26 protein-coding genes are annotated in these 26972 nt (G+C 65.2%); 8 read left to right on the top strand and 18 right to left on the bottom strand.

Annotated features, from left to right (window positions below; translation table 11 throughout):
• Nucleotides 1-326 precede the first annotated feature (326 nt).
• Nucleotides 327-1937 (bottom strand): glutamine-hydrolyzing GMP synthase, encoded by a 1611-nt coding sequence (gene guaA / locus QTH97_RS01620; RefSeq protein WP_286566241.1) that lies wholly within the window; start codon nt 1935-1937, stop codon nt 327-329.
• Between the two features lie 141 nt (nt 1938-2078).
• On the bottom strand, nt 2079-3548 hold the full coding sequence (guaB, locus tag QTH97_RS01625) for an IMP dehydrogenase (RefSeq protein WP_286566242.1): 1470 nt from the start codon (nt 3546-3548) through the stop codon (nt 2079-2081).
• A gap of 171 nt (nt 3549-3719) precedes the next feature.
• On the opposite strand from guaB, the gene QTH97_RS01630 reads away from it, so the two are divergent.
• Nucleotides 3720-4229: a DUF4124 domain-containing protein gene (locus QTH97_RS01630; RefSeq protein WP_286566243.1), complete on the top strand. Its 510-nt coding sequence runs from the start codon at nt 3720-3722 to the stop codon at nt 4227-4229.
• A gap of 6 nt (nt 4230-4235) precedes the next feature.
• Here QTH97_RS01630 and QTH97_RS01635 read toward each other — a convergent pair whose 3' ends face one another.
• Nucleotides 4236-4568 carry an RnfH family protein gene (locus QTH97_RS01635; RefSeq protein ID WP_286566244.1) on the bottom strand — a complete coding sequence of 111 codons (333 nt, stop codon included), beginning with the start codon at nt 4566-4568 and terminating at the stop codon, nt 4236-4238.
• Complete coding sequence (locus QTH97_RS01640) at nt 4568-5014, bottom strand: type II toxin-antitoxin system RatA family toxin (protein WP_286566245.1); 447 nt, start codon at nt 5012-5014, stop codon at nt 4568-4570. The genes QTH97_RS01635 and QTH97_RS01640 overlap by 1 nt, the downstream gene beginning before the upstream one ends.
• 62 nt (nt 5015-5076) lie before the next feature.
• On the opposite strand from QTH97_RS01640, the gene smpB reads away from it, so the two are divergent.
• From smpB to QTH97_RS01665, 5 genes are all read left to right on the top strand, one after another.
• Nucleotides 5077-5553 (top strand): SsrA-binding protein SmpB, encoded by a 477-nt coding sequence (smpB, locus tag QTH97_RS01645; protein ID WP_286566246.1) that lies wholly within the window; start codon nt 5077-5079, stop codon nt 5551-5553.
• Between the two features lie 10 nt (nt 5554-5563).
• The gene (locus tag QTH97_RS01650) at nt 5564-6151 is read left to right on the top strand and encodes an LbetaH domain-containing protein (RefSeq protein WP_286566247.1); all 588 of its coding nucleotides are present in this window, start codon (nt 5564-5566) and stop codon (nt 6149-6151) included.
• Nucleotides 6152-6235: 84 nt separating this feature from the next.
• A complete protein-coding gene (locus QTH97_RS01655) occupies nt 6236-6751 on the top strand; it encodes an RNA polymerase sigma factor (protein WP_286566248.1) in 516 nt (171 codons plus the stop codon).
• A gap of 13 nt (nt 6752-6764) precedes the next feature.
• Entirely contained in the window at nt 6765-7496 is a 732-nt protein-coding gene (locus QTH97_RS01660; protein WP_286566249.1) for an anti-sigma factor family protein, read from the top strand.
• 44 nt (nt 7497-7540) lie between these two features.
• A complete protein-coding gene (locus tag QTH97_RS01665; RefSeq protein WP_286566250.1) occupies nt 7541-7921 on the top strand; it encodes a COG4315 family predicted lipoprotein in 381 nt (126 codons plus the stop codon).
• Nucleotides 7922-8002: 81 nt separating this feature from the next.
• On the opposite strand, the gene QTH97_RS01670 is transcribed toward QTH97_RS01665, so the two are convergent.
• The 13 genes from QTH97_RS01670 to QTH97_RS01730 all read right to left on the bottom strand — a co-directional run bounded on the left by QTH97_RS01670 (nt 8003) and on the right by QTH97_RS01730 (nt 24545).
• On the bottom strand, nt 8003-8428 hold the full coding sequence (locus tag QTH97_RS01670; RefSeq protein WP_286566251.1) for a YXWGXW repeat-containing protein: 426 nt from the start codon (nt 8426-8428) through the stop codon (nt 8003-8005).
• A gap of 78 nt (nt 8429-8506) precedes the next feature.
• Nucleotides 8507-9427 carry a DMT family transporter gene (locus tag QTH97_RS01675; RefSeq protein WP_286566252.1) on the bottom strand — a complete coding sequence of 307 codons (921 nt, stop codon included), beginning with the start codon at nt 9425-9427 and terminating at the stop codon, nt 8507-8509.
• Nucleotides 9427-11262 (bottom strand): translational GTPase TypA, encoded by a 1836-nt coding sequence (gene typA / locus QTH97_RS01680; RefSeq protein ID WP_286567064.1) that lies wholly within the window; start codon nt 11260-11262, stop codon nt 9427-9429. The genes QTH97_RS01675 and typA overlap by 1 nt, the downstream gene beginning before the upstream one ends.
• Nucleotides 11259-12203: a tRNA pseudouridine(55) synthase TruB gene (gene truB, locus QTH97_RS01685; RefSeq protein WP_286566253.1), complete on the bottom strand. Its 945-nt coding sequence runs from the start codon at nt 12201-12203 to the stop codon at nt 11259-11261. Before truB ends, typA begins: the two co-directional genes overlap by 4 nt.
• A 2-nt stretch (nt 12204-12205) precedes the next feature.
• A complete protein-coding gene (gene rbfA / locus QTH97_RS01690) occupies nt 12206-12577 on the bottom strand; it encodes a 30S ribosome-binding factor RbfA (protein ID WP_093107543.1) in 372 nt (123 codons plus the stop codon).
• 21 nt (nt 12578-12598) lie between these two features.
• Nucleotides 12599-15508, bottom strand: coding sequence for a translation initiation factor IF-2 (gene infB, locus QTH97_RS01695; protein WP_286566254.1), 2910 nt, complete (start codon nt 15506-15508; stop codon nt 12599-12601).
• Nucleotides 15509-15532: 24 nt separating this feature from the next.
• Complete coding sequence (gene nusA, locus QTH97_RS01700; RefSeq protein WP_286566255.1) at nt 15533-17017, bottom strand: transcription termination factor NusA; 1485 nt, start codon at nt 17015-17017, stop codon at nt 15533-15535.
• Between the two features lie 17 nt (nt 17018-17034).
• On the bottom strand, nt 17035-17643 hold the full coding sequence (rimP, locus tag QTH97_RS01705) for a ribosome maturation factor RimP (protein ID WP_286567065.1): 609 nt from the start codon (nt 17641-17643) through the stop codon (nt 17035-17037).
• Nucleotides 17644-17792: 149 nt separating this feature from the next.
• Complete coding sequence (locus QTH97_RS01710; RefSeq protein ID WP_286566256.1) at nt 17793-18998, bottom strand: YbfB/YjiJ family MFS transporter; 1206 nt, start codon at nt 18996-18998, stop codon at nt 17793-17795.
• 22 nt (nt 18999-19020) lie between these two features.
• Nucleotides 19021-20637: an ABC transporter ATP-binding protein gene (locus QTH97_RS01715; RefSeq protein ID WP_286566257.1), complete on the bottom strand. Its 1617-nt coding sequence runs from the start codon at nt 20635-20637 to the stop codon at nt 19021-19023.
• 16 nt (nt 20638-20653) lie between these two features.
• Nucleotides 20654-21706 carry an ABC transporter permease gene (locus QTH97_RS01720; protein WP_286566258.1) on the bottom strand — a complete coding sequence of 351 codons (1053 nt, stop codon included), beginning with the start codon at nt 21704-21706 and terminating at the stop codon, nt 20654-20656.
• Nucleotides 21699-22727 (bottom strand): microcin C ABC transporter permease YejB, encoded by a 1029-nt coding sequence (locus QTH97_RS01725; RefSeq protein ID WP_286566259.1) that lies wholly within the window; start codon nt 22725-22727, stop codon nt 21699-21701. Before QTH97_RS01725 ends, QTH97_RS01720 begins: the two co-directional genes overlap by 8 nt.
• 18 nt (nt 22728-22745) lie before the next feature.
• Nucleotides 22746-24545 (bottom strand): extracellular solute-binding protein, encoded by a 1800-nt coding sequence (locus QTH97_RS01730; RefSeq protein WP_286566260.1) that lies wholly within the window; start codon nt 24543-24545, stop codon nt 22746-22748.
• Between the two features lie 37 nt (nt 24546-24582).
• On the opposite strand from QTH97_RS01730, the gene fabI reads away from it, so the two are divergent.
• Nucleotides 24583-25374 (top strand): enoyl-ACP reductase FabI, encoded by a 792-nt coding sequence (gene fabI / locus QTH97_RS01735; protein WP_286566261.1) that lies wholly within the window; start codon nt 24583-24585, stop codon nt 25372-25374.
• 64 nt (nt 25375-25438) lie between these two features.
• A complete protein-coding gene (locus QTH97_RS01740; RefSeq protein WP_444813356.1) occupies nt 25439-26347 on the top strand; it encodes a DNA ligase in 909 nt (302 codons plus the stop codon).
• Between the two features lie 15 nt (nt 26348-26362).
• Here QTH97_RS01740 and QTH97_RS01745 read toward each other — a convergent pair whose 3' ends face one another.
• The gene (locus QTH97_RS01745; RefSeq protein ID WP_286566262.1) at nt 26363-26920 is read right to left on the bottom strand and encodes a fasciclin domain-containing protein; all 558 of its coding nucleotides are present in this window, start codon (nt 26918-26920) and stop codon (nt 26363-26365) included.
• Nucleotides 26921-26972 lie beyond the last annotated feature (52 nt).

The raw sequence follows: 26972 nt of genomic DNA on the forward strand, positions 1-26972 counted from the left end.
CCCGGGCGATCGTAGTCGCCCCCGGGGTCATTCGCGTGGCGTCGAAGCTGACTTTTTCCATGGCATCCGCCCCTGAGGGGTTCGTTGGAGAACGTCGTAGACCTGTTACCAGACCCTACGAATGCCAAACTCTAACACTATGTTCTTACATGTAAACACATTTCGTCAGGGTCAACCCGAACGGGATATGCCCAAGCTCTTCTTGCAAGAGCCGGGCCTGGCCGCGCGCCCCGAGATTGGCTTGGCCATCGAACGGTGCGCATCCGACGAGATAGGCCGAAGGGACAGCACGGCGCCGTTGCAAAGGCGACACGCGGCGCCCCCGCTCACTCCCACTCGATGGTCGCCGGCGGCTTGCTGCTCACGTCGTAGGTGACGCGATTGATGCCCCGCACCTCGTTGATGATGCGCCCCGAAACCTTCTTGAGCAGTGCATAGGGCAGCTCGGCCCAGTCAGCCGTCATGAAGTCGCTGGTCTGCACGGCACGCAGCGCCACGACGTAGTCGTAGGTGCGGCCATCGCCCATCACGCCGACGCTCTTGACCGGCAGGAACACTGTGAAAGCCTGGCTCGTGAGGTCGTACCAGCTCTTGCCCGTGGCCGGGTCGATGAAATTGCGCAGTTCCTCGATGAAGATGGCATCGGCGCGGCGCAGCAGGTCGGCGTAGTCCTTCTTCACCTCGCCGAGGATCCGGACGCCCAGGCCGGGGCCGGGGAACGGATGGCGATACACCATCTCGGGCGGCAGGCCGAGCGCGACACCGAGTTCGCGCACTTCGTCCTTGAACAGGTCGCGCAATGGCTCCAGCAGCTTCAGGCCCAATTGCTCGGGCAGGCCGCCGACGTTGTGGTGACTCTTGATCGTGACGGCCTTCTTGCTCTTGGCCCCCCCGGACTCGATCACGTCCGGATAGATGGTTCCCTGTGCCAGCCACTTGGCGCCCTTGGCGCCCGCGCTCGTGAGCTTGGCCGCTTCCTGCTTGAACACGGTGACGAACTCGCCGCCGATGATCTTGCGCTTGGCCTCGGGGTCGCTCACCCCGGCCAGCTTGCCGAGGAAAAGCTCGCTCGCATCGACGCGGATCACCTTGGCGTGCAGCTTGCCGACGAACATGTCCATGACCATGTCGCCTTCGTTCAAGCGCAACAGGCCGTGGTCGACGAAGACGCATGTGAGCTGGTCACCGATGGCGCGATGGATCAGCGCGGCCGCCACAGACGAATCCACTCCGCCCGAGAGGCCAAGGATCACTTCCTCGTCGCCCACTTGCTTCCGAATCGCCTCGACAGCTTCGGCGATGTGGTCGCGCATGACCCAATCAGGCCGGGCGCCGCAGATACCCAGCACGAAGCGATCGAGGATCGCCTTGCCCTGCTGCGTGTGCGTGACTTCGGGGTGGAACTGCACGGCGTAGAAATGCCGGTCCTCGTCGGCCATGCCGGCGATCGGACAGCTCTCGGTCGACGCCATGAGCTTGAAACCGGGCGGGAGCTCGGTGACCTTGTCGCCGTGGCTCATCCAGACGTTGAGCATGCCGTGCCCGTCGTCGGTGGTGAAGTCGGCAATGTCCTTGAGCAGTTCGGTGTGGCCGCGCGCACGGACGGCCGCAGAGCCGAACTCGCGCTTGTGGCCGCCTTCGACCTTGCCGCCCAATTGGTGCGCCATGGTCTGCATGCCATAGCAGATGCCCAGGACCGGCACGCCGAGTTCGAACACCGCCTGCGGCGCCTTGTCCGTCGTGTCTTCGTAGACGCTGGCGTGGCTGCCGGAAAGGATGACGCCCTTCAGGCTGCCGTCCTTCGCGTAGTCGCGAATCCAATCGTCCGTGACGTCGCAGGGATGCACCTCGCTGAGCACGTGCGCCTCGCGCACGCGTCGCGCGATGAGCTGGGTGACTTGCGAGCCGAAATCGAGAATCAGGATCTTCTGGTGCATATGAAAAAGGCGAAATGAGTGCCAAGTCCCCTGCGCGCTCCTTCGGGAAACACCGCGGACCGGCTTCGCCGGCCCGCCGGTGTTGCCCCCTGCAAGGGGGTTGGCGAAGCGACACGAAGTGCGCGCAGCCTGGGGGTGTGCTTATTCAGCGCGGTAGTTGGGCGCTTCCTTGGTGATCTGCACGTCGTGCACGTGGCTCTCGCGAATGCCGGCGGTGGTGATCTCGACGAACTCGGCCTTGTTCTTCATGTCCTCGATCGTGGCGCAGCCGCAGTAGCCCATGCTGGCACGCAAGCCGCCGGACATCTGGTAGACGATCGACACCATCGAGCCCTTGTAGGGCACGCGACCTTCGATGCCCTCAGGCACGAGCTTGTCGGCGTTGGGATTGCCGGTGCTGGATTCCTGGAAGTAGCGGTCCGCGCTGCCCTGCTGCATGGCGCCGATGGAGCCCATGCCACGGTAGCTCTTGTAGCTGCGCCCCTGGAACAGCACGATCTCGCCCGGCGCCTCTTCGGTGCCGGCGAACATGCCGCCCATCATCACGGTGCTCGCGCCCGCGGCGATGGCCTTCGCGATGTCGCCCGAGTAGCGGATGCCGCCGTCGGCGATGAGCGGAATGCCCGTGCCCTGGAGCGCCGTCGCGACGTTGTCCACCGCCATGATCTGGGGCACGCCCACGCCGGCCACGATGCGGGTGGTGCAGATGGAGCCGGGGCCGATGCCGACCTTGACCGCGTCGGCCCCCGCGTCGGCGAGTGCCCGGGCGGCGTCGCCGGTGGCGATGTTGCCGCCGATCACGTCGACCTGCGGGTAGTTCTTCTTGACCCAGCGAACGCGTTCGATCACCCCGGCGCTGTGGCCGTGGGCGGTGTCGACGACGATGGCGTCGACGCCGGCCTTCACGAGTGCTTCCACGCGCTCTTCAGTGCCCTCGCCCACACCGACGGCTGCGCCGCAACGCAGGCGGCCGCTGGCATCTCGCGCGGCATTCGGGAAGCTGGTCTGCTTGGTAATGTCCTTGACGGTGATCAGGCCCTTGAGCTCCCAGGCCTCGTTGATCACGAGCAGGCGTTCGAGCTTGTGCTTGTTGAGCAATGCCTTCGCGTCCGCCAGCGTGGTGCCGTCCGGCACGGTGATGAGCTTGTCGCGCCGCGTCATGATCTCGCTCACCGGCACGTCGTAGCGGCTTTCGAAGCGCAGGTCGCGGCCCGTGACGATGCCGACCACCTTGCCGGCGTCGCACACCGGAAATCCCGATATGCCGAGCTGATCGGACAGTGCCATCACCTGGCGCACCGTGTGCGTCGGGGTGATCACCACCGGGTCGCGCAGCACGCCGGACTCGTAGCGCTTCACCTTGGCGACTTGAGCGGCCTGTTCGGCGGCAGTGAAGTTCTTGTGCACGATGCCGATGCCGCCTTCCTGCGCGATGGCGATCGCGAGGCGCGCTTCGGTCACGGTGTCCATCGCCGCAGAGACGAGCGGCAGGTTCAGCGTGATGTTTCGGGAGAGCCGGGTGGCGAGGGAGGTGTCCTTGGGGAGGACCTGGGAGAACGCTGGCACCAGCAACACGTCGTCGAAGGTGAGCGCTTTGCCGAGAAGGCGCATGGGTGAAGCTCCAAAAGACGGATTGTAACGATGGCTCGACATCCAATCTGGCGAAGGGATTTGAGCTTTCCCGCACGCATTCGGGCTCGAACGCCCCGGAATCCCGGCAGAACGTTGCAAAAATGCCAGAGACAAAGTTGCAAAACGTAAGGCAGCGCTAAACTGCCGGCCATGAAATTCGCGCATCTGCTCGTCATCGGGTCGGTCTTCATGCTGCCGTTGGGCGCGCACGCCCAGTGGCAATGGATCGACAAGGACAACAAGAAAGTGTTCAGCGACCAGGCGCCGCCGCCCGACATCCCGGAGAAGAACATTCTTCGGAAGCCCGGGACGCCCGGCAAGCGACTGAATTTCAGCACGCCTCCCGCGCCGGCGGAAGCGGCGCCGGCACCGGAGCCCGCCGTCGGCGGCGCCAAGCCCTCAGGCGTCGACAAGGATCTCACCGAAAAAGCGAAGAAGGTCGAGGACGCCGAAAAGGCCAAGCAGGCCGCCGAGGCACAGAAGATGGCACAGGCGAAGGCCGAGAACTGCAATCGGGCGCGCCAGGGCAAGGCGACCATGGACAGCGGCATCCGGGTGGCCCGCGTCAATGGCCAGGGCGAGCGCGAGATCATGGACGACAACGCGCGTGCCGCGGAGCAACGGCGCCTGCAATCGGTGATCGACTCCGACTGCAGGTAAGGCGCTCTAGTACCCCGCCTTGCCGCCCTTGCGCCGGCGCGCAAACAATCCCGTCCCGCGCGCGCCCTGCTGCCGGAATCGCTCGCGCCTCGCGACCTTGGGATCGACGGTGAGCGCTCGGCACAACTCGACCCTGTCGAGGTCGGCAAGCACCCGATCCCATTCGACCGCGCGGCCCCACACACCCGGCACGAGAGACTGCCAGTCGAGTTGCGGAAAGCTGGCGCCGAGTCTGCTGGACATCACCGCATCTCGCGCCGTCGCACCTTCCGGCACCGACACGACCTGCTCGAACACCTCACGTTGCGCCGGCGAATACGCCACTGTGACTTGCAGCATCAGGAGGTGCCGTAGATGTGCTCGGCGCGCTTCACGAAAGCCTCGACCAGATTGGAGGCAACCTTGTCGAACACGGGCCCCACCAGCGCCTGCAGCGCGAAGTTGCTGAAGCCGTAGCTGAGGTTCAACTCGACGCGGCACGCGCGCTCGCCCTCCTCTCCCACGGGCGTGAACTTCCAGACGCCGTCAAGATTGGAGAAGGGCCCGTCCACCAGCTTCAGATGCACCTCACGGCCAGGCACGTGGGTGTTGCGGGTGGTGAAGCTCTGGTGAAAACCGCTGAAGGCGAGACCGACTTCGGCGGTCATGCCGAGTCCGTCCTGCTCGATGACTTTCGAGCGGTCACACCACGGCAGAAACTCGGGATACTTCGCTACGTCGGTGACGAGGGCGTACATCTCTTCGGCGCTGTACCAGATCAGAACGGACTTGTGGACTGTTTTCATAGAATCGGCACCGCGTGCGCGACGGATTGTATTGAAGCCATGCAGCCCTCACCTGACACACCATGGCCACAAAAAAACAAGACACCTCCTCCCGGATCGCGGACAACAAGAAAGCCGCGTACAACTACTTCTTCGAGGAGCGCTTCGAGGCGGGCATGGTGCTCGAAGGCTGGGAGGTCAAGTCGCTGCGCGAAGGCAAGGTCCAGCTGACCGACGGCTACGTCGTGATCCGCGACGGCGAGCTTTACGTGATCGGTTGCCAGATCAACCCCTTGCGCTCTGCATCGACGCATGTCAATCCCGACTCCGTGCGCACCAAGAAGCTGCTGCTGCACAAGGAGCAGATCCGCCGCCTGATCGGCAAGGTCGAGCAAAAAGGCTATACGCTCATACCGCTCAACCTCCACTGGAAGGCGGGCAAGGTCAAATGCGAGATCGCACTGGCCAAGGGCAAGGCCGAGCACGACAAGCGCGACACCATCAAGGATCGCGAAGGCAAGCGTGAAGTCGAGCGGGCCATGAAGAGTCGCAGCCGCTAAAGGACCATCGATGGCGCTCCAACCCCTCGACGCCGCGCGCGTCAATCCGCTGCAGGGCGGTCCGAGCTTTTCTCTGGGCAATCGGCTATTGCGCGCCGCGTGGAACCTGAGTTGGGCGCTGCTTGCGTCATGGACACCGCCGCAGATGCGCTTCTGGCGCCGCTTTCTCCTGAAGCTGTTCGGCGCGCAACTGGGCGAATCCAGCGACGTGCGCGGCAGTGCGCGGGTCTGGTATCCACCCCACCTGCATCTGGCCGATCGCGCGCTGCTGGCCGAACGAGTCACTTGCTACAACATGGCGCCGATTTCCCTCGGCCGTGCGGCGCTGGTGTCGCAAGGCGCGCATCTGTGCGCCGGCAGCCACGATATCTCGTCGGCTACCTTCCAACTGACCGCCGAGCCGATCGTGATCGGCGCCCAGGCGTGGATCGCGGCCGAGGCCTTCGTCGGGCCGGGCGTCGAGGTCGGCGAAGGTGCGGTGCTGGGCGCGCGCAGCGTCGCGTTCCGCTCGCTCGATCCCTGGACCGTGTATGGCGGGAATCCGGCCAAGCCGCTCAAGCGGCGAGTGCTTCGCGATGGTACGGCCGGCGGCGGTTGAAAATTTCTCGGCGTTCATGGAATAAACGCCGGTGCGCCGGCGTTGGTGCAGCAGACAACCGACATCGATGATCTGCTCCCACCCATGGACTCGCGCCTCCTCGTCGACCAAATCCCCAGCCTGCGGCGCTATGCCCGCGCGCTGACGGGCGATCGCTGGGCGGCCGACGATCTGGTGCAGGACACGCTGGAGCGCGCCTGCGGCAAGTGGCGGCTCTGGATCGCCGGGAGCGACCTCCGGGCGTGGCTTTTCACACTCATGCACAACGTGTTCGTGAGTCAGGTCCGACGCGCTCCGTCTCCGCGTCCGGTGGCCGTCGACATCGACGAGGTCGTGCTTGAACTGCGCAGTGTCGATTCGCACCGCGACCAGGCGATCGACCTGCAGCGCTGCCTGTTGCTTCTGCCCGAGGACCAGCGCGCCGTGTTGCTGCTGGTGGCACTGGAGGACCTCACCTACGCGCAAGTGGCCAAGGTGCTGGGCATTCCGGCGGGCACCGTGATGTCGCGCCTGTCACGGGCTCGTGCCCGCTTGCAGGAGCTGATGGACGGCACGCCTTCGCCCGTGACGGCTCGCACCGGCCTGCGTCGCCTCAAGTGAATCGGCCATCGCCATGAACACCCCCACACTTCCCCCCGACGATGACTCTGCCGCCTGGGAGGCCCAGCGCGACGCATTGCGGCGACTGCACCGCGAGGTGCTCGACGAACCCGTCCCGCCGGCCTTGCTGGCCGCCGCGGGCCTTGCCGACGAACAGCATGCACGACGGATCCGATGGACACGTTGGGGCGGCATGGCGGCGAGCGTCGCGCTCGCCTTTGGCGCGGGATGGCAGGCGAACACCCAATGGGCCGCATCGGGCGGCACGGCCTTGGCGCGCGCACCGGCCACGCGGGAATTCGTGCATGCAGCATCCGTGGCCCATGCAATCTATGCACCCGAAAAGCGGCATCCGGTCGAGGTCGTCGCGGCGGAGCGGCAGCATCTCGCGCAATGGCTCTCGAAGCGGCTCGACAAGCCGCTCCAGGTGCCGGACCTGTCGGCAGAAGGCTATGAACTGGTCGGCGGCCGTCTGCTGCCCGGCAGTGAAGGCGCGCGGGCACAGTTCATGTTCGAGCGCGCGGGCGGCGAGCGCATCACGCTGTACATCGGCAGCCTCGGTCCGGCAGTTGATGCGGCGCGGTCCGCAGAGACGGCCTTCCGTTTCTCGACCGATGGACCGGTGCCGAGCTTCTACTGGGTCGATCGCGGCTTTGGCTACGCGCTGACCGGAGCGCTCTCGCGCGACGCGTTGCTCGACCTCGCGACGGACGTGCACCGTCAGCTTGAAAAAAGCGCGGGATAGACTGTCCCATCCGCATTCGTTTTTCAATCAAAGGAGAATCCTTCATGAAAATCCTCAGCGCCTCGATCCTTGCCGCCGCCCTGCTCGCAGGATGCGGAAGCATGTCAACCGCGCCGGACACGCCGACGCGCACATCCGACGGCGTACTGATCGGCCCATCCGGCATGACGCTCTACACTTTCGACCGCGACGCGGCCGGTAGCGGAAAGTCGGCCTGCAACGGGCCGTGCGCGACCAACTGGCCGCCGCTGAGCGTGGCCGACAGCGCCAAGGCGATGGGCGCCTACACGATCATCGTGCGCGATGACGGCAAGAAGCAATGGGCCTACAAGGGCTGGCCGCTCTACTACTGGTCGAAGGACACCAAGGCCGGCGACAAGACGGGCGACGGCTTCAATGGCGTGTGGAAGGTGGCGCGCCCCTGAATCAGGAGGCCCGCCGGAAGGCGGGTTGAATGAGAAAGGCCGGCTTGGACGCCGGCCTTTTCGCTGGTACGCCGCAGCCGCTCAGCAACGTCCCTTCTTTGCCTGGCCCGGAGGGCAGTGATAGCCGCCGTGGTCATGGTCGTCGTCCCGGTCGTGGTGATCGCCGTGGCCGTGGTGCTTGTCCTTCTTGCGCTTGGAGGCCTTCCAGTTCGGCTCGACCCAGCGCCAGCCGCCATCGGCACGCACCCAGCGACCCGGGGCATAGATGTAGTCGGGGCGCGCAGGCTCCCAGTACCCTTGCCGCCAGTCGTAGGCGTTGTGTTGCCATTGCCAGTTCCCCGGCACCCAGACGTAGCCTGGACGCTGCGGCGGCATGACCTCGTAGCGCGGCGGCGGCGGCGCCGCCATGACAACGCCGGGGACGTTGATGTTGATCGATACCTGGGCCGTCGAGCAAAGGGGCGCGGCAAGGAAGGCGCAGGCGGCCAGTGCAATGGAAAGTCGCATCAATACATCCTCAAAAAACAAACAACGTCATGCAGGTCGGACAGGCATCAGTGAATGCCCTCACTGCTACTCAGTGACTCAGTGGGGGCTGGTCAGGGCGGCCGCCGGAGCGCGCCTTTCGCGAAGGCCCAGTAGTTCGTTGAACACCAGCGCACCGATGACGACCGCGCCGCCGATCAAGACGCTCGACTCCGGTTCCTCGCCTGCCCCGATCCAGGCCAGCGCAATGCCGAAGATCACTTCGAGCAGCGCAAGAAGCGATACCTCAGGCGCCTTCAGCACGCGCGCGCACATCACCGACAGCGCGCAGGGAATCGCCAACTGAAACAGGCCGAGGAATGCCAGCAGGCCCAGGTCGTGCGCATTCGCCTGGAAGGGCCATGCCAGTGGCAGCGTGACGAGCGTGGAGATCGCAGCGCCGATCAGAACCGCGGGAACGAGGTCGACGTCGTGACCCTTGGCATGAGCGTGCTGCACCACGGTCCAGTTGCAAGCGCCGGCCAGCGGCACGCACAGCGCGACCAGCGTGCCGAGCAGTTGCCCCTCGCCGAGTTCGGTGCCATACATCCAGCCGATGCCCAGCCCGGCCGCGACGATGGCTGCCCAGGTGCGCGGCGGCAGCTTGTGGCCGATGAAGATTCGCGCGGCCAATGCCGTCAGCAACGGACCTGCCGACATCGTGACCAGGACGTTCGCGACGCTGGTGAGTGTGAGCGCGACCATGAAGGCGGTGAACATCACGCCCCAACAGATGCCAGAAACCCACAGCTCGCGGCCGCCCTGGCGGATCTTCGCGAACACTGCCCGGCCCTGCCACAAGGGCAGGATCACCAGCAGCGACACCAGCGTGAAAAAGCTGCGCCAGAAGGTCACCTCGAAGCTGCGTGCGTGCTCCAGGTGACGCGTGACCACACCCGCCGTGGCCCACATGAGGGTCACGACGACCATCAGCCAGACCGCGCGGCCGTGAGTGAGCCCACGGCCACCCACGTGCCGCATCAGACTGCCGTCTCGCGCGATGCGCGCTTGCGCTCGTGCTCCTTCAGGAAGCGCTTGCGCAGACGCACGCTCTTGGGCGTGATCTCGACCAGTTCGTCGTCCTCGATGAACTCCACGCCGTATTCGAGCGTGAGTTCGATCGGCGGGGTGATCTTGATCGCGTCTTCCTTGCCGGACACGCGGAAATTGGTCAGCTGCTTGGTGCGAGTGGCGTTGACTACCAGGTCGTTGTCGCGGCTGTGGATGCCGACGATCATGCCTTCATACACCGGATCGTTCGCACGCACGAACATGCGGCCGCGATCGTCCAGCTTGCCCAGCGCGTAGGTGAAGATTTCACCGTCGTCCATGGAAATCAGCACGCCGTTCTTGCGGCTGCCGATCTCGCCCTTGTGCGGCTCGTAGCTGTCGAAGATGTTCGAGATCAGGCCCGAGCCGCGCGTCAAGTTCAGGAATTCGTTGGTGAAGCCGATCAGGCCCCGCGCCGGGATGCGGTACTCGAGGCGCACACGGCCACGGCCGTCCGGTTCCATGTTGACCAGTTCGCCCTTGCGCTCGCCCAAGGCCTGCATCACACCGCCCTGGTGCGCGTCCTCGATGTCGGCCGTCACCAGCTCAATGGGCTCGTGCTTCACGCCGTCGACGTCGCGGAACACCACGCGGGGCTTCGACACGGCCATCTCGTAGCCTTCGCGACGCATGTTCTCCAGCAGGATGGTCAGGTGCAGTTCGCCGCGGCCCATGACTTCGAAGATGCCTTCCTCGTCCGTTTCCTTGACGCGCAGAGCCACGTTGTGCTGGAGCTCTTTTTGCAGTCGGTCCCAGATCTGACGGCTGGTGACGAACTTGCCTTCACGGCCGGCCAGCGGGCTGGTGTTGACGCAGAAGTTCATCGTCAGGGTCGGCTCGTCGACCCTGAGCATGGGCAGCGCAACCGGGTTCACCGGATCGGTGATCGTCACACCGATGCCGACGTCGGCAATGCCGTTGATCAGCACGATCTCGCCCGGGCCGGCTTCGGTTGCCTGCACGCGTTCAAGGCCCTGGAAGGTCAGAACCTGGTTGACGCGGCCTCTGACCGCCTTGCCGTCTGGACCTTCCATCACGACGACGTCCATCATCGGCTTGATGGTGCCGGCATGGATGCGGCCGACGCCGATCCGGCCCACGAAGGTCGAGAAGTCGATGGCGGAAATCTGCAGTTGCAGCGGCGCATCAGGATCGCCTGCATGCGCCGGCACGTGCTTCAGGATGGTGTCGAACAGTGCCGACATGTCCGGGCCCCATTGCTCGCCGTGTTCGCCCTCTTCCAGCGAAGACCAGCCGTTGATGCCCGAAGCGTAGACGACCGGGAAATCCAGTTGTTCGTCCGTGGCGCCCAGCTTGTCGAACAGGTCGAAGGCGGCGTTGACCACATAGTCCGGGCGCGCGCCCGGCTTGTCGACCTTGTTCACCACCAGGATCGGCTTCAGGCCGAGGGCCAGCGCCTTCTTCGTCACGAAGCGGGTCTGCGGCATCGGGCCTTCCTGGGCGTCGATCAGCAGCACCACCCCGTCCACCATGCTGAGCGCGCGTTCCACTTCGCCACCGAAGTCCGCGTGGCCGGGAGTGTCCACGATGTTGATGTGCATGCCCTTCCACGTCACGGCGCAGTTCTTGGCCAGGATCGTGATGCCGCGCTCTTTTTCGATGGCGTTGTTGTCCATCACGGTGTCGACCACTTTCTCGTGCTCGGCGAAGGTGCCGGACTGGCGCAGCAATTGGTCGACCATCGTGGTCTTGCCATGGTCCACGTGGGCGATGATGGCGATATTGCGGATCTGGTTGGTGCTCATGGTGTCGCTTCGGTCAATAGTATTTGCTGGATTTCGATGGGGCTCAACAAGCGCCCCGGAATCAGTTCGCCGGCCTTCACGTGGGCCGTGCCGAGGAATGCGGGCGGGTCGTGGCCGAAGACGGCCACCGCAGGCGCGTCCGGCCATTTGCCGCGTCGGCGCAAGCCGGACAGGAAACGCCCGGCATCTTCGGTGTCGAGCGTGACGGGCGTGTGATCGGCCACCAACGCCTCCGTCGGCAGAAGCCGAGCGAGGCGCTCTTCCTCGTCGAGCGCCTCGAGCGCCTCCAGCGCCACGCACTGCGAAGCGTCGAAGCCGCCAGTCTCGATCCGGCGCAGCGCGGTGAGATGGGCGCCGCAACCCAGGGCTTCGCCGATGTCTTCGCCCAGCGTGCGGATGTAGGTGCCCTTGCTCACGGTCGCGCGGATTCGAATCTCGTTGCCGGAGGCGGCATCGATGGCGAGCTTGTAGATCACGACATCGCGTGGCGCGCGTTCGACTTCGACCCCTTCTCGGGCGTACTCGTACAACGCCTTGCCGTCTTTCTTCAATGCGCTGTGCATCGGGGGGATCTGGCGGATCGGACCGGTGAACTGCGCTTCCACACGCTTCAGATCAGCAGCAGTCACGGCAACGGGCCGCTCGGCGATGACTTCGCCCTCGGCGTCGCCGGTGGACGTCTTTACCCCGAGACGCGCAGTGGCCTCATAGGTCTTGTCCGCATCCAGGTGCAGTTGGCTGAATTTGGTCGCCGCCCCGAAGCACAAGGGCAACACGCCGCTCGCGAGCGGATCGAGCGTGCCGGTATGTCCGGCCTTTTCGGCGCGCAGCAACCACTTGGCCTTTTGCAGGGCCTGGTTGCTGGAGAGACCCAGCGGCTTGTCGAGCAGCAACACCCCATGCACAGGGCGCCGCTGCACCCGTGTGCGTGGCGCGTTCATCTTCAGTCGTCTTTGGAACGGGAAGCGACGGCCTGCGCGATCAGCGCATTCATGTCGGCGGCACGCTCGGTCGTGCGATCGAACTGGAAATGCAGCGTCGGGACCGTATGGATATGCAGGCGCTTGAACAGGCCGTTGCGCAGGAAGCCCGCGGCCTGATTCAGCGCTTCGGTGGTCTCGACCGGATCGCCCACGAGCAGGCTGAAGAAGACCTTCGCATGCGCGTAGTCGGGCGTGACCTCGACCGCCTGGATCGTGACCATGCCCACCCGCGGGTCCTTCAACTCGCGCGCGATCAACTCCGTCAGATCGCGCTGGATCTGATCGGCCACCTTGAAGGCGCGGTTGGGGGCTGCGGCTTTTCTCTTGGGCATGGCCAGGGTCGCTCGGTACGCTTACAGCGTCCGGGCGATCTCCTTGATCTCGAAGAACTCCAGCTGATCACCTTCCTTGATGTCGTTGTAGTTCTTGAGCTTGATACCGCACTCGAAGCCTTCGCGCACTTCGCGGACATCGTCCTTCATGCGCTTGACCGAGTCGATTTCGCCCGTGTAGATCACCACGTTGTCGCGCAGCAGGCGGAAATGCGCGCTGCGGTTGACCGAACCCGAGGTGACCATACAACCCGCGACCGTACCGATCTTGGAGGCCACGAACACGGTGCGGATCTCGGCCGAGCCGATGATCTCTTCGCGCCGCTCGGGAGCCAGCATGCCCGACATGGCGACCTTGATGTCGTCCACCGCGTCGTAAATGATGCTGTAGTAGTGCAGTTGCACGCCGTTGCTCTCGGCCAACTTGCGAGCGCCGGCATCGGCGCGCACATTGAAGCCGATCACGATGGCCTTCGATGCGATCGCGAGGTTGATGTCGCTCTCGCTGATGCCGCCGACGCCGGCGTACACCATCTGCACCTTGACCTCGTCGGTCGCCAGCTTGAGCAGGGACTGCGCCAGTGCCTCTTGCGAGCCCTGGACATCGGCCTTGATGATGATCCGCAGCGTCTGCACCTCGCCCGCCGACAAGTCGGTGAACATGTTCTGCAGATTCGCAGCCTGGGCCTTCGCCAGCTTGGTGTTGCGGAACTTGCCGGCGCGGTAGGTGGCGATCTCGCGCGCACGGCGCTCGTCGCTCATCACCATGAATTCGTCGCCGGCCTGCGGCACTTCTGTCAGACCCTGGATCTCGACCGGGATCGACGGACCCGCTGACTTGATGGTCTTGCCGTCTTCGTCGATCATGGCGCGCACACGGCCATAGGTCGAACCTGCCAGCACCACGTCGCCGGTCTTGAGCGTGCCGGACTGAACCAGCACGGTCGCGACCGGGCCGCGGCCCTTGTCGAGCTGGGCTTCGATGACCAGGCCCTTGGCGGCGGCATCCACCGGCGCCTTGAGTTCGAGCACTTCGGCCTGCAGCAGCACCTGCTCGAGCAGATCGTCGACGCCCTGGCCCGTCTTGGCCGAGACCGGCACGAACGGCACATCGCCGCCGTACTCTTCGGGCACGACTTCCTCGGCGACCAGCTCCTGCTTCACGCGATCGAGGTTGGCATCCGGCTTGTCGACCTTGTTGATGGCGACCACGATCGGCACACCCGCAGCCTTCGCGTGCTTGATGGCTTCCTTGGTCTGCGGCATGACGCCGTCGTCGGCCGCAACCACCAGGATCACGATGTCGGTGGCCTGCGCACCGCGGGCACGCATGGCGGTGAACGCCTCGTGGCCCGGGGTATCCAGGAAGGACACCATGCCGCGCTCGGTCTGGACGTGATACGCCCCGATGTGCTGCGTGATGCCGCCGGCTTCGCCCGCGGCCACCTTGGCGCGACGGATGTAGTCCAGCAGCGAGGTCTTGCCGTGGTCGACGTGACCCATGACGGTCACGACCGGTGCGCGCGGCAGGGCTTCGGCCTGTTGCGCCGACACGTCCTCGTCGGTGAACGCTTCCGGATCGTCCAGCGCTGCAACCACAGCGTTGTGGCCCATTTCCTCCACGATGATCATCGCGGTGTCCTGGTCCAGCGACTGGTTGATGGTCGCCATCTGGCCGAGCTTCATCAGTTGCTTGATGACTTCCGACGCCTTGACAGCCATCTTGTGGGCGAGTTCCGAGACCGTGATGGTTTCGGGCACGTGCACTTCGAGCACGCGAGCCTCGACCGGTGCGGCCTGCACTCGTTCTTCCTGGCCATTGCGGTCATTGCCGCGGCGGCCGCGCGGGCCTCCGCGCCAGTTGCCGCGACCGACACCGCCGCTGGCATCGCCGCGGGTCTTGATTTCCTTTTTCTTGGCCGTGTCGCCAGCCCAGCTCGACGAGAGCTTGGCCGACTTGACTTCCTTGCCCGTGCCCGGTGCTGCCGCGGCGGCACCAGGAGCGGCCGGCGCACCCGGTCGAGCGGCCGGAGCCGTCGGCTTGTGCAGCGTGCCCTTGACCCCGGCCTTGGCTTCCGGCGCGGGCTTCTCGGGCGCCTTGTGCGGCACCAGCACACGAGCCGGCGCATTCATCATGGCGCGGATGGCTTCGGCCTCGGCCAGCGCCTTGCGGCGGCGTTCGTCGAGGTCCTTCGCGCGGGCGGCTTCCTCGTCGGCGCGAGCCTTCGATTCGGCGGCGGCCTTGGCCTTGGCGTCGTCCTTGGCCTGCACAGCGGCAGCTTCCGCGGCGGCCTTGCGGTCGGTCACGGCGGGGGCTTCCTCGGCGGGTTCGGGCGCGCCTTCGGTCACGGTCGCGGCAGCAGCGGCCTCGGCAGCCTTCTTCTTGGCGGCCCTGGCTTCCTGCTCGGCCTGCTCGGCGCGTTCGGCCTTCTCGCGCTCACGCGCCTCGGCTTCTTCGCGCAGGCGACGCTTTTCGACCAGCTCTTCTTCCTGGCGGCGGATCAGTTCGGCCTGACGGCGCGCTTCTTCCTCGCGGCGGGTCAGTTCGGCTTCGTCGATCTGCGGCGCAGCCGGAGCGGCTGCAGCAGGTGCTTCTTGCGGTGCCGGCTCGGCGGCGGCCGGATGACCTTCGTCACGCTGGATGAAGGTGCGCTTCTTGCGGACCTCGACCTGGATCGTGCGCGCACGGCCAGTGGCGTCGGCCTGCTTGATCTCGCTGGTCGACTTCTTCGTCAGGGTGATCTTCTTGCGCTCGGGCTCGACCGTGCCATGGCTGGCCTTCAGGAAGCCGAGCAGACGCTGCTTGTCGGCCTCCGTGAGCGCGTCGGTCGGTGCCTGCTTGGGCACGCCGGCGCTCTTGAGCTGGTCAAGCAGGGTTTCGGGAGTCTTCTTGAGCTCGTTCGCGAACTCGGCGACAGTGGTACTGGACATATTGGTTTCGTGCCTCCATGACCATCACTCTTGGCCGGCGAACCAGTGTTCGCGGGCTTTCAAGATGAGGTTCTTGGCGTCATCGGCGCTCTGGCCGGTGATCTCGGTGAGTTCATCGACCGCAAGGTCGGCCAGGTCGTCACGGGTGTGGACACCCGCCTCGGCCAATTTGGGGATGAGGGCCGGGTCGAGCCCGCCGAGGTCGCGCAGATCCTGCGAGACGCTCTCGACGTTTTCTTCCCGGGCGATTTCCATGGTCAGCAGCGCATCCTTGGCGCGCGACCGCAGCTCGTTGATCGTGTCTTCGTCGAAGCTCTCGATCTCGAGCAGTTCGGAAATCGGCACATAGGCCACTTCTTCCAGGCTGGTGAAGCCCTCGGAAATCAGGATGTCGGCGATTTCCTCGTCGACGTCGAGCTTTTCCATGAAGAGCTTGCGGCTGGCGTCCGTCTCGGTCGCCTGCTTCTGAGCCGATTCATTGGCGTCCATGATGTTGATCTTCCAGCCGGTCAGGTCGGAGGCGAGCCTCACGTTCTGGCCGCCTCGACCGATCGCGATCGCGAGGTTCTCCTCGTCGACCACCACGTCCATGGCGTGCTTTTCCTCATCGACCACGATCGACGAGACATTGGCCGGTGCCAGCGCACCGATCACGAACTGTGCGGGGTCTTCGCTCCACAGCACGATGTCCACGCGCTCGCCGGCGAGCTCGTTGGTGACGGCATTGACGCGCGTACCGCGCACGCCGACGCAGGTGCCGATCGGGTCGACGCGCTTGTCGTGCGAGAGCACGGCGATCTTGGCGCGCGAGCCGGGGTCGCGGGCGCAACTCTTGATCTCGAGCAGGCCTTGTTCGATTTCGGGCACTTCCTGGCGGAACAGCTCGATCATGAACTCGGGTGCTGCGCGCGACAGGATGATCGGAGCGCCGCGCAGCGTCAGGTCGACTTCCATGATCATGGCCCGCACACGGTCGCCGTTGCGCAGGTTTTCCTTGGCGATCATCTCGCTGCGGCGCAGGCGTCCTTCGACACGACCGGCCTCGACGATGATGTCGCCCTTGTCCAGGCGCTTGACCGTGCCCGTAAAGATCTTCTCGCCGCGCGACATGAAGTCGTTGAGCAGCATCTCGCGCTCCGCGTCACGAATCTTCTGCAGGATGACCTGTTTGGCCGCCATCGCGCCGATACGGCCGATCGGAACCGAATCCACCGCTTCCTCGATGTATTCGTCGACCTCGATGTCGGGCATTTCTTCCTTGGCTTCGAACAGGAGGATTTCCTGGTCGGGCAGCTGCAAGCCAGCCTCATCGGGCACCACATGCCAGCGGCGGAAGGTCTCGTAGTCGCCGCTGTCACGGTCGACGGCGACGCGAATGTCCACGTCGCCCTGATAGAGCTTCTTGGTGGCTTGCGCCAGGGCAGACTCGACCGCACCGAAGACGACGTCACGTTCAACGTTCTTCTCGCGCGAGATCGCATCCACCAACATCAACATTTCGCGATTCATGCCACCACTCTCCTCGTTCAGTCCGACACCACCGTGCCAGGTTTGGGCCTGCGCCCCTTGAAATCCACTATCGGGGCGAGCCGCGCTTCGCGGAGCTCGTCCAAAGCAAAACCCAACGCCTGCAGAGGTGCAGGCGCGCGCTTCTTGCTGATCTTCTGGCCGGGCTTCGGCGCCGGCTCGTCGCTCCAGACGATCTGCCAGCCGTGCGAGCCGTCGGCCGCTGCAACACGCTCCAGCGTGCCGCGAAATTTCTTGCGATTGGCCGCCACCTGGCCGCCCGCCGCCGCGCCCATCGGGGCCTTGAGCGTGATGTCGATCACCTCGCCGGCAAAACGTTCGAAATCCTGCTCATTGCGCAACGGCCGGTCAATACCCGGGGACGACACTTCGAGCCGCTTGTAGTCGGCGCCATCCACTTCCAGCGCGAATTGCAGCTGGCGGGTCACCTTTTCGCAATCTTCGACCGTCACGAAAGGCTCCGGCGTGCCCGGCGCCACATCCAAATTGGGGCCTTTCCAGGGCAAATCAATCGTGACGCGCAGCAATCCCCCGGCCGAGCGCTCGATCTCGACCAGGTCGTAGCCCAGCCCGGCCACGGTTTGTTCCACTGTCTGCTGCAATGCCACGTGTATGTTTATGCCCTTGGTGTGCCGGATGCCGCCGCCCGCCTGCGGCATCAAGAATGCTTCGACCAATAAAAAACGGGCGGTTGGTACCCGCCCGTTTGGTCGTGAGACTCGAATTATATGCCAAATGCGTTACGAAAGTGGGGTTTCTACGCGTTTGAGATACCTTTGGTGACGCATGAACGGCGCCAGACAGCGATAAAAAGTGCCGCCCCCATTCCGAGCGCGCCGGCCGCCACCAGCAAGGGCACCGCAAACGACCCGGTGCGCTGCGCCAGCGGCGCGGCGAACAGCGGACCGAGGATCTGCCCGACCCCATAGGAGGCTGTTGCATAGCCAATGAGCCCCGCCGCCGCATTGCCGCGGAGCCGTCGTGCATCCCGCATGGCGAAAAGAGTGATGGCCGTGAACGGCATGCCCAGCAGAAGGCTGCCCAGCGCAAATCCGATGGCCGTCGGCCACGCCACCGACAACACGACGCCCAGTGCCTGCAAGGCGTACGCCGCGCCGAGCAGGAGTCGATTGTCCCAATGGAGGGGTGCCCTGGCTCCGATCAGGGCGCCCGGAACCACTGCCAAGCCGAACAAGGGCCAGAAAAGGTCCGGCCAGTTCGTGCCCGGCAACGCCTGGCGCGCAATCACAGGCAGGAAAGTCGCCGTGATGATGTAGCCAAAGCCGGCCAGGCCATAGAGCGCCACCAGCCAACGTGCATCGCTGCGCGCGGCGGCGGATTCGGCGGCCGTCGGAGCAGCGGCAGGAGCTGCCTGCGGCGCCGCGTGGGCGGCTTCCCCGTCGCTGAAGATGCGCCAGACCAGCGCGATCAGGACCAGCGACAACAACCCGAATCCGATCCACCCCGCATTCGATCCCCATCGGCCAACCGCTCCGCCCAGAAGTCCGGTGGCCGCGATGCCGATGCCCGGCCCCGTATAGATCACGCCCGCCAAGGCCGGCGCGCCGGTCTCGGCCAGGCGACGCAGACCCCAGCCGGACGCGAACACGAAAGTCCAGGCGCTCATGACCCCCGCCGCAGTGCGGAGTGCGCCCCACACGGTGAAACCGTGCAAGAGCCCCATTCCCAGCAACAGCGCGGCGGTGGCGATCAGCCCGCCGCGCACCATGCTGACCGCTTTCAGCCGGATCGACGCGCAACTCATCGCGCCGAGAAAGTAACCGAGGTAGTTGAGCGAAGCCAGGACGCCGCCCGCCTGCAGATCGAGCTTGCCCTCGTGCAGCATGATCGGGAGCATCGGCGTGAAGGCGAAGCGTCCGAGGCCCATGGCCACCGCCAGCGCAGCCATGCAGGCCAGCGCCGCGCGCCAGGCGCCGCGCCTGTCGTAACCGATCAGCGACATTCCGCTCTCTCTCCGAGTTCTTCTAATCTGCCAGCGCCGCGGCTACCAGTTTCTGGGTGTAGGGATGTTCGGGCGCGTCGAGCACCCGGTCGACGGGGCCCGATTCGAGGATGGCGCCATCTTTCATGACGATGACCTTGTGCGCCATGGCGCGAATCACCTCGACGTCGTGCGTGATCAGCAGGTAGCTCAGGCCACGTTCGCGCTGGAGGCGCTGCAGCAAGCCGAGCACCTGCTTCTGGATGGTCACATCGAGCGCGCTGGTAGGTTCGTCGAGCACCAGCAGGCCGGGATCGACGATCAGCGCACGGGCAATCGCCAGGCGCTGCCGCTGCCCGCCCGAAAACTCGTGCGGATAGCGGTCGAGCAGCGAAGGGAACTGCGCCTCGGTCAGGCCGACGTCTGCCAGCGCTTCGAGAGCCCGCGTCCAGCGGGCGGCCGGGTCCAACCCTGGCGCATGCACCGTCAAGCCTTCGCCGACGATCTGCTCGACCGTCATGCGCGGCGACAGCGAGGAGAACGGGTCCTGGAACACCACCTGCATCACCCGCCGCAGCGCACGGTCGCTGGCACCACCCGCAGCCCACTTTCGGCCACCGACCGCCAGCTCGCCCTCATGTTTCAGCAGTCCCAGTGCCGCAAGGGCCAAGGTGGATTTGCCCGAACCGGACTCGCCGACCACGCCCAGCGTTTCACCCGGCGCAATGCTGAAATCGGCGCCCTGTACCGCCACGAACTCGCCCTTGCGAAACCATCCCGTGAAGCCCGGCCGCGACACCGGATAGCTCACCCTCAGCCCTGTGGCGGCAAGCACCGGTGGCGCGTTGGCGTCGACCGCGACCGGCGCCACGTCTCGCGTCGGGCGGCTGTCGATCAGCTTTCGCGTGTAAGGGTGTTGCGGCGCATCGAACACGGTCGACACGGCCCCTTGTTCCACGATATGGCCGTTCTCCATCACCGCCACACGGTCCGCGAAGCGGCGCACGAGGTTCAGGTCATGCGTGATGAGCAGCACGGCCATGCCGTATTTGCGCTGCAGGTCGGCCAACAACTCCAGGATTTGCGCACGCACGGTGACGTCGAGCGCGGTGGTCGGCTCGTCGGCCAGCAGAAGGCGCGGTTTGCAGGCCAATGCCATCGCGATCATGGCGCGCTGTCGCTGGCCGCCGGACAGCTGGTGCGGAAACGCCCTCGCCCTGCGCGCCGGCTCCGGAATGCCGGTGTCCGCCAGCAATTGCACTGCTGCTTCGTGAGCGGCGCGCGCCGACAGGGCCTGGTGCAGTTCGAGCACCTCGGCGATCTGGTCGCCCACGGGGTAGAGCGCATTGAGCGCCGTCATCGGCTCCTGGAAGATCATCGCGATCTCCTTGCCCCGGATGTCGCGCAGCCGGGCCTCGGGCAGCGACAGCAGGTCACGCACGCCGCCGCCCTCCCCTCCGGCAAAGTTCGCGACGCCCGAGATCTCCGCGTTCTGCACCAGCCGAAGCAGGCTCAACGCCGTGACGGTCTTGCCCGAACCCGATTCGCCGACCAGCGCCAGTTTCTCGCCCTGCGCGATCTCGAAGCCGATGTCGTGCACCACCTCCTTCTCGGCGAAAGCGACGCGCAGGCCTTCGACCTTCAACAAGGTCGTGCTCATCGAGGCCTCCCATGGATCATCGGTCGGCCTTTCGAGGATCGAGCGCATCGCGCAAGGCGTCGCCCATGAAGGTCAGCAGCATCAGCGTCAGCACGAGGACGCCGAAGGTGGACAGCGAAATCCACCAGGCATCGATGTTGGCCTTGCCCTGGCTCAGCAGTTCGCCGAGCGACGGGGTTCCGGGCGGCACGCCCAGGCCCAGGAAGTCGAGCGAAGTCAGCGCGAGGATCGACGCACTCATGCGAAACGGCAGGAAGGTCACCACCGGCGTCATGCTGTTGGGGAGGATGTGCTTCCACATGATCTGCAGGTTGCCAACGCCGAGCGCCCGCGCGGCACGCACGTAGTCCATCTGGCGGTTGCGAAGGAATTCGGCGCGCACGTAGTCGGACAGCCCCATCCAGCCGAACAGGCTCAGCAGTATCAGGAGCAGCGCAACGCTCGGAGCGAACACGGCGCTGAAGATGATGAGCAGGTACAGCTCGGGCATCGAACCCCAGATTTCGATGAAACGCTGGAAGGCGAGATCGACCTTGCCCGCGAAATACCCCTGCACGGCGCCGGCCGCCACACCGAGCACGGTCCCGATGGCCGTGAGCGCAAGGCCGAACAGCACGCTCACCCGGAAGCCATAGATCAATTGCGCCAGCAGGTCGCGGCCCCGATCGTCGGTGCCGAGCCAGTTGTCCCGCGTCGGGGCCGCCGGACTCGGCGACTTGGCGAAATAGTTGAGCGTCTTCGGGCCGTACGGGTTGATCGCGTAGACGGCCCAGTTGTCGCCCTGCGTGATTCGCTCGCGGATGAAGGGATCGAGGTAGTCGGTCGGCGTCTCGAAATCGCCGCCGAAGGTCTTCTCCGAATAGTCGCGAAGAACCGGGAAATAGATCTTTCCCTCGTAGCGCATCACCAGCGGCCGGTCGGTCGAGATCACCTCGGCGAAGAGGCTCAGGACGACCATCGCGACGAACAGCACCAGGCTCCAAAAACCCAGCCGGTTGCGCTTGAAGCGCAGCCAGGCGCGGCGCCCCGGGCTGACCGATGCGGTCCGGACGGTCGGCGCCCTAGTCAAACTTCACCCTCGGGTCGACCCATACGTAGCAGAGATCGGAAATGAGCTTGGTCAGCAAGCCGATCAGCGTGAAGAGATACAACGTGCCGAGCACCACAGGGTAGTCGCGACGAATCACGCTCTCGTAACCCAGCAGGCCAAGCCCGTCCAGCGAGAACAGCGTCTCGATGAGGAGCGAGCCGGTGAAGAAGGCGCCGATGAAAGCCGCCGGCAGACCGGTGACGATCGGAATCAGCGCATTGCGGAACACATGCTTCCACAGCACCTGACGCTCGCCCAGGCCCTTGGCCCGCGCCGTCAGGACGTATTGCTTGCGGATCTCCTCCAGGAAGGCATTCTTGGTCAGCATCGACGTCACCGCGAAGCTGCCCAGCACCATGGCCGTCACCGGCAGCGTGATGTGCCACAGATAGTCGACGATCCGGGCGCCCCAGCTCAGGTCGTCCCAATTGGCCGAGGTGAGGCCGCGCAGCGGAAACCACTGCAACTGGCCGCCGAAGACGACCAGCAGCGCCACCCCCAACACGAAACCCGGAATCGCATAGCCCACGAGGATCAGCAAGGTGGTGACGAGGTCGAAGCGCGTGCCCGCCCTCACCGCCTTTGCAACCCCCAGGGGCACGGCGACCCCATAGCTGATGAAGAAGGTCCAGAGCCCGAGGCTGATCGACACGGGCAGCTTTTCGAGGATCAGCGTCCATACGTCCTTGTTCTGGAAGAAACTGCGGCCCAGGTCGAAGCGGGCGAACTGGCCCAGCATTTGCCACAGCCGCTCGTGCGCCGGCTTGTCGAAGCCATACAGCGCCTTGATTTCCGCCAGCCGCTTGGGGTCGACCCCCTGATCGCCGCGGTAGTTCGAGCCGCCCGACTCCACCCCGCCGCGTACGCCGGCCTTGGCCTCGGCCAGGTACTGCTCGACCGGTCCGCCCGGCACGAACTGGATCACCAGGAACGTCACCAGCAGCACGCCGATCAGGGTCGGGATGAAGAGCAGCAAGCGCTTGAGGATGTAGGACAGCATGGCGTCGCTTGTTGTCGGCTATCGAGCCCACCAGGTGGTCATGACCCAGTCTTCGCCCGACGCATAGGGTGGCATCGGCGCCTTGTAGGCCAGTCGCCAGGCGTTGTAGGCGATGCGGTGCACCATCAGCGTCCACTGAGGAATCAGGTAGTGGCTGTGCATGATCACCCGGTCAAGCGCCCGGCAGGCCGGCAGAAGCTCCGCCTTGGTCTCCGCGCGCACGATGTCGACGACCAATGCGTCGACGACCGGGCTGCTCACGCCCATGTAGTTGCCGGAACTCTCCGTCGTTGCCGCCTTGCTGCCGAAGATATCGGCCAGTTGCTGGCCGGGATTGTGCGTGCCGGGGAAGTTGATGGTGGTGAGGTCGAATTCGAACTTGTCCAGGCGCTGCTGGTACAGGGCGAAATCGACCGAGGCGAATTTCAGCGTGATGCCCAATTTTTCGAGATTGCGCATCCACGGCGACACGGTCCGCACGCCGCCTTCCTTGCTGTCCAGGTATTCGAGTTCCATCGGCCTGCCCTGCGCATTGCGCAGCGCGCCGTCGCGATATTCCCAACCGGCTTGCTTGAGCAGATCCTGGGCCCGGCGCAAGTTGTTGCGCAGGGAGTGCCCGGCCCCTTCGGTGGTAGGCGGCTCGTACATCGGTCCGAAAACCGCGTCAGGAACCTTCCCGCGCCAAGGCTCCAGCAGCTTGACTTCTTCCGGTGAAGGCGTGCCTTCGGCCGCGCAATCGGTGTTGCCGAACAGATCCCTCACGCGCGGATACCCGCCGTAGAACATCTGGCGGCTCATCCAGTCGAAGTCGAATGCCAGCCCCAACGCCTCCCGGACCCGCCGGTCCTGCAGTTGCGGACGCCGGCTGTTGAGCACGTAGCTCTGGAAGCCCGAGGGTAGCCGGTGCGCGAATTCGCGCTTGACCAGTTCGCCGGTATCGAAGCGCTTGCCCGTCACGCGACGTGCCCAGTCGCCAGCCGAATAGAAGCTCATCATGTCGAACTCGCCGGCCTTGAAGGCCTCGAGGCGCGCCGTGTTGTCCTTGTAGATCTTGATGGTGATGCGATCGAAGTTGTTCGTGCCACGCCGCACCGCGAGGTCGCGCGCCCAGTAGTCGGGATCACGCACGTAGGTGATGTCCTTGCCGAATCGCACCGGGCCGATCTTGTAGGGGCCACTGCCGATCGGGATGTCCATGACCACCTGGTCGAAGGGCTTGGCCTTGCCGTTCTCCATGCCCCACCGGCGGCTGAAGACCGGCAGGCCACCGACGATCAGGGGCAATTCGCGGTTCGGCTTCCGGAACTTGTAGCGAATGGTGCGCGCGTCGACCACTTCGGCGCTCTCGACCTCTTCGAGCATGGTCTTGTAGGCCGGAGACACATAGGGCCCGATGAGGGTGTCGTAGCTGTGCTTGACGTCGGCCGCCTCGACCTGCGTTCCGTCGTGGAAGCGGGCTTCGGGCCGCAACCTGAAGGTGGCGCTGAGCCGATCGGGCGACACGACCACGTCTTCGGCCAGCAGGCCGTAGCCGGAGGCCGTTTCGTCCATCGAGCCAGCCAGCAGCGAATCGAACATCAGGCTGCCCAGGTAGGCCGGCGGGGCGCCCTTGATGGTGAAGGGGTTGTACTTGTCGAAGGTGGAATAGCGCTGGTTGCTGACCAGCCGAAGCTCCCCGCCCTTCGGCGCATCGACGTTGACGTAGTCGAAGGCCTTGAAGCCCGGCGGGTACTTGAGGTCGTCCCACATCGCATAGCCATGCGCCGCCCATGCGGGAACCGCGCACACCATCAGCCAGCAGAACGAGAGAACCCGCATGCGAGAATTCTGCCCAAGATTTTCACGAGGTCGACCCATGGGCTTTCTTTCCGGCAAAAAACTTCTGATCACCGGCGTGCTGAGCAACCGCTCCATCGCCTACGGCATCGCCAAGGCGTGCCATGAACAGGGCGCCGAACTGGCGTTCAGCTATGTGGGCGAGCGCTTCAAGGACCGCATCACCGAATTCGCGGCCGACTTCGGTTCGAAGCTGGTCTTCGATTGCGACGTGGGCGACGATGCGCAGATCGACAGGCTCTTTGCCGACCTGGCTCAAACCTGGCCGAAGTTCGACGGCTTCGTCCACAGCATCGGCTTCGCCCCGCGCGAAGCGATCGCCGGCGACTTCCTCGAAGGCCTGTCGCGCGATGCGTTCAAGGTGGCGCACGACATCAGCGCCTACAGCTTCCCCGCGATGGCCAAGGCCGCCCTGCCCTACCTCAACGACAAGTCGGCACTGCTGACCCTGACCTACCTCGGCGCGATGCGGGCCCTGCCCAACTACAACACGATGGGCCTGGCCAAGGCTTCGCTCGAAGCGTCCGTGCGTTATCTGGCCGAGTCGCTCGGCCCCAAGGGCATGCGGGTCAACGGCATCAGTGCCGGGCCGATCAAGACGCTGGCGGCCAGCGGCATCAAGGGTTTCGGAAAGATCCTTTCTGCAGTTGCCGAAGTGGCGCCGATCCGCCGCAACATCACCATCGAAGAAGTGGGCAACGTCGCAGCCTTCCTCCTGAGTGACCTCGCCAGCGGCGTGACTGCCGAAATCACCTACGTCGACGGTGGCTTCAGCCATGTCGTCGGGGGCATCGCGGAGCCCGCCGCCTGACGAGGCACACATCGAATCAGCACTCCATAATTCCGGCATACCTAGAAATGCCGGGGAGTTGATCGTGAGTTTCTCTGTTCGTGCGCGCCGTGCCGCGCCCGTTGACCTGTCTCGCCGCGCGCTCGTGCTGGCCGCGCTCGGCGCTGTGTCTGCCCTGTCCGGACCTGTCGATGCATGGGCTCGAAGCAGTTCAAAGGCATCGCCACTGCTGCTGGCCGCGGTCTACCACCGCGGCATGCCGCTCGACGACCATTGGGTCAGCGAGAAATACGACGGTGTGCGCGGATACTGGGACGGCAGGCAACTCCGCACGCGCGGCGGCGAGCCCATCGTTGCGCCGACCTGGTTCACCGCCCCGCTGCCGCCCATCCCCATGGACGGCGAACTGTGGGCGGGCCGCGGTCGCTTCGCGCACACGGTGTCGACGGTGCGCAGCCAGACGCCGGTCGATGCGGCCTGGCGCGAGATCCGTTTCATGGTCTTCGACCTGCCCGCCGCGCCCGGCGACTTCACGGCGCGCCTCGCCACACTGCGCAAACTCCTGCCGGTCACGAATGCAACCTGGCTGGTCGCCGTGCCGCAGCAGCGCGCCACGACTCACGAAGCCCTGCAGGCCTTGCTCGACAAGACGGTGCGGATGGGCGGCGAAGGCCTGATGCTCCATCGCGGCGCGTCGCTCTATCGGTCCGAACGCAGTTCCGACCTGCTCAAGGTCAAGCCTTTCGAAGATGCCGATGCGCGCGTGGTCGCGCACATCGGGGGACGCGGCAAGCACGCCGGCCGCCTCGGCGCGCTGATGGTCGAGATGCCCGATGGCAAGCGCTTCAAGCTCGGCACCGGCTTCAGCGACGCCGAACGCGAGAAGCCGCCCGCGATCGGCACCTGGGTCAGCTACCGATACAACGGGACGAACCCCTCGGGCCTGCCGAGGTTCGCCCGCTTCCTGCGGGTGCGCGACGACATCGAGCCCTGAGGCGCTCGGGCCGCCTCACTTCGGCAGCAGCACCTTGTCGACCACGTGGATCACGCCGTTGGACTGGATCACGTCGGCGGTCGTCACGTGCGCGGTGTTGCCGTTCTCGTCCGTGACCATCACCTTGCCACCGCTGGCCTTGGCCGTGAGCGTGCCGCCGGCCACGGTCTTCAGCGAGGCCATGCCCTTGCCGACCATGATCTCCTTCGTCAGCGCAGCCGCATCGAGTTTGCCCGGGACCACGTGGTAGGTCAGGATGGTCGTCAGCTTCGCCTTGTTTTCCGGCTTGAGCAGCATGTCCACCGTGCCATCGGGCAAGGCCGCGAAGGCGTCATTGGTGGGCGCGAAGACCGTGAATGGACCCGGGCCCTTGAGGGTCTCGACCAGCCCGGCCGCCTTCACTGCCGCGACCAGCGTGGTGTGGTCCTTCGAATTGACTGCGTTGTCGATGATGTCCTTGGTCGGGTACATCGGCGCGCCGCCGACCATGACCTGCGCCATGGCCGAGGCCGCGCCGGCCGCCATGACGATGGCCAGCGTGACGGATGCGATGCGATGGGTGCTGCTCTTCATGAATGGCTCCTGAGGTTGGAACCGCCGCAAAAGTCGCGACGGCTGCAACCTA

Origin of the sequence: Variovorax gracilis, from assembly GCF_030317115.1 — a bacterium.
GTDB lineage: Bacteria > Pseudomonadota > Gammaproteobacteria > Burkholderiales > Burkholderiaceae_C > Variovorax > Variovorax gracilis.

Coding starts and splice junctions, on each gene's coding strand:
- guaA (WP_286566241.1), bottom strand. CDS start 1,937: ATGCACCAGAAGATCCTGATTCTCGATTTCGGCTCGCAAGTCACCCAG.
- guaB (WP_286566242.1), bottom strand. CDS start 3,548: ATGCGCCTTCTCGGCAAAGCGCTCACCTTCGACGACGTGTTGCTGGTG.
- QTH97_RS01630 (WP_286566243.1), top strand. CDS start 3,720: ATGAAATTCGCGCATCTGCTCGTCATCGGGTCGGTCTTCATGCTGCCG.
- QTH97_RS01635 (WP_286566244.1), bottom strand. CDS start 4,568: ATGCTGCAAGTCACAGTGGCGTATTCGCCGGCGCAACGTGAGGTGTTC.
- QTH97_RS01640 (WP_286566245.1), bottom strand. CDS start 5,014: ATGAAAACAGTCCACAAGTCCGTTCTGATCTGGTACAGCGCCGAAGAG.
- smpB (WP_286566246.1), top strand. CDS start 5,077: ATGGCCACAAAAAAACAAGACACCTCCTCCCGGATCGCGGACAACAAG.
- QTH97_RS01650 (WP_286566247.1), top strand. CDS start 5,564: ATGGCGCTCCAACCCCTCGACGCCGCGCGCGTCAATCCGCTGCAGGGC.
- QTH97_RS01655 (WP_286566248.1), top strand. CDS start 6,236: ATGGACTCGCGCCTCCTCGTCGACCAAATCCCCAGCCTGCGGCGCTAT.
- QTH97_RS01660 (WP_286566249.1), top strand. CDS start 6,765: ATGAACACCCCCACACTTCCCCCCGACGATGACTCTGCCGCCTGGGAG.
- QTH97_RS01665 (WP_286566250.1), top strand. CDS start 7,541: ATGAAAATCCTCAGCGCCTCGATCCTTGCCGCCGCCCTGCTCGCAGGA.
- QTH97_RS01670 (WP_286566251.1), bottom strand. CDS start 8,428: ATGCGACTTTCCATTGCACTGGCCGCCTGCGCCTTCCTTGCCGCGCCC.
- QTH97_RS01675 (WP_286566252.1), bottom strand. CDS start 9,427: ATGCGGCACGTGGGTGGCCGTGGGCTCACTCACGGCCGCGCGGTCTGG.
- typA (WP_286567064.1), bottom strand. CDS start 11,262: ATGAGCACCAACCAGATCCGCAATATCGCCATCATCGCCCACGTGGAC.
- truB (WP_286566253.1), bottom strand. CDS start 12,203: ATGAACGCGCCACGCACACGGGTGCAGCGGCGCCCTGTGCATGGGGTG.
- rbfA (WP_093107543.1), bottom strand. CDS start 12,577: ATGCCCAAGAGAAAAGCCGCAGCCCCCAACCGCGCCTTCAAGGTGGCC.
- infB (WP_286566254.1), bottom strand. CDS start 15,508: ATGTCCAGTACCACTGTCGCCGAGTTCGCGAACGAGCTCAAGAAGACT.
- nusA (WP_286566255.1), bottom strand. CDS start 17,017: ATGAATCGCGAAATGTTGATGTTGGTGGATGCGATCTCGCGCGAGAAG.
- QTH97_RS01710 (WP_286566256.1), bottom strand. CDS start 18,998: ATGTCGCTGATCGGTTACGACAGGCGCGGCGCCTGGCGCGCGGCGCTG.
- QTH97_RS01715 (WP_286566257.1), bottom strand. CDS start 20,637: ATGAGCACGACCTTGTTGAAGGTCGAAGGCCTGCGCGTCGCTTTCGCC.
- QTH97_RS01725 (WP_286566259.1), bottom strand. CDS start 22,727: ATGCTGTCCTACATCCTCAAGCGCTTGCTGCTCTTCATCCCGACCCTG.
- QTH97_RS01730 (WP_286566260.1), bottom strand. CDS start 24,545: ATGCGGGTTCTCTCGTTCTGCTGGCTGATGGTGTGCGCGGTTCCCGCA.
- fabI (WP_286566261.1), top strand. CDS start 24,583: ATGGGCTTTCTTTCCGGCAAAAAACTTCTGATCACCGGCGTGCTGAGC.
- QTH97_RS01745 (WP_286566262.1), bottom strand. CDS start 26,920: ATGAAGAGCAGCACCCATCGCATCGCATCCGTCACGCTGGCCATCGTC.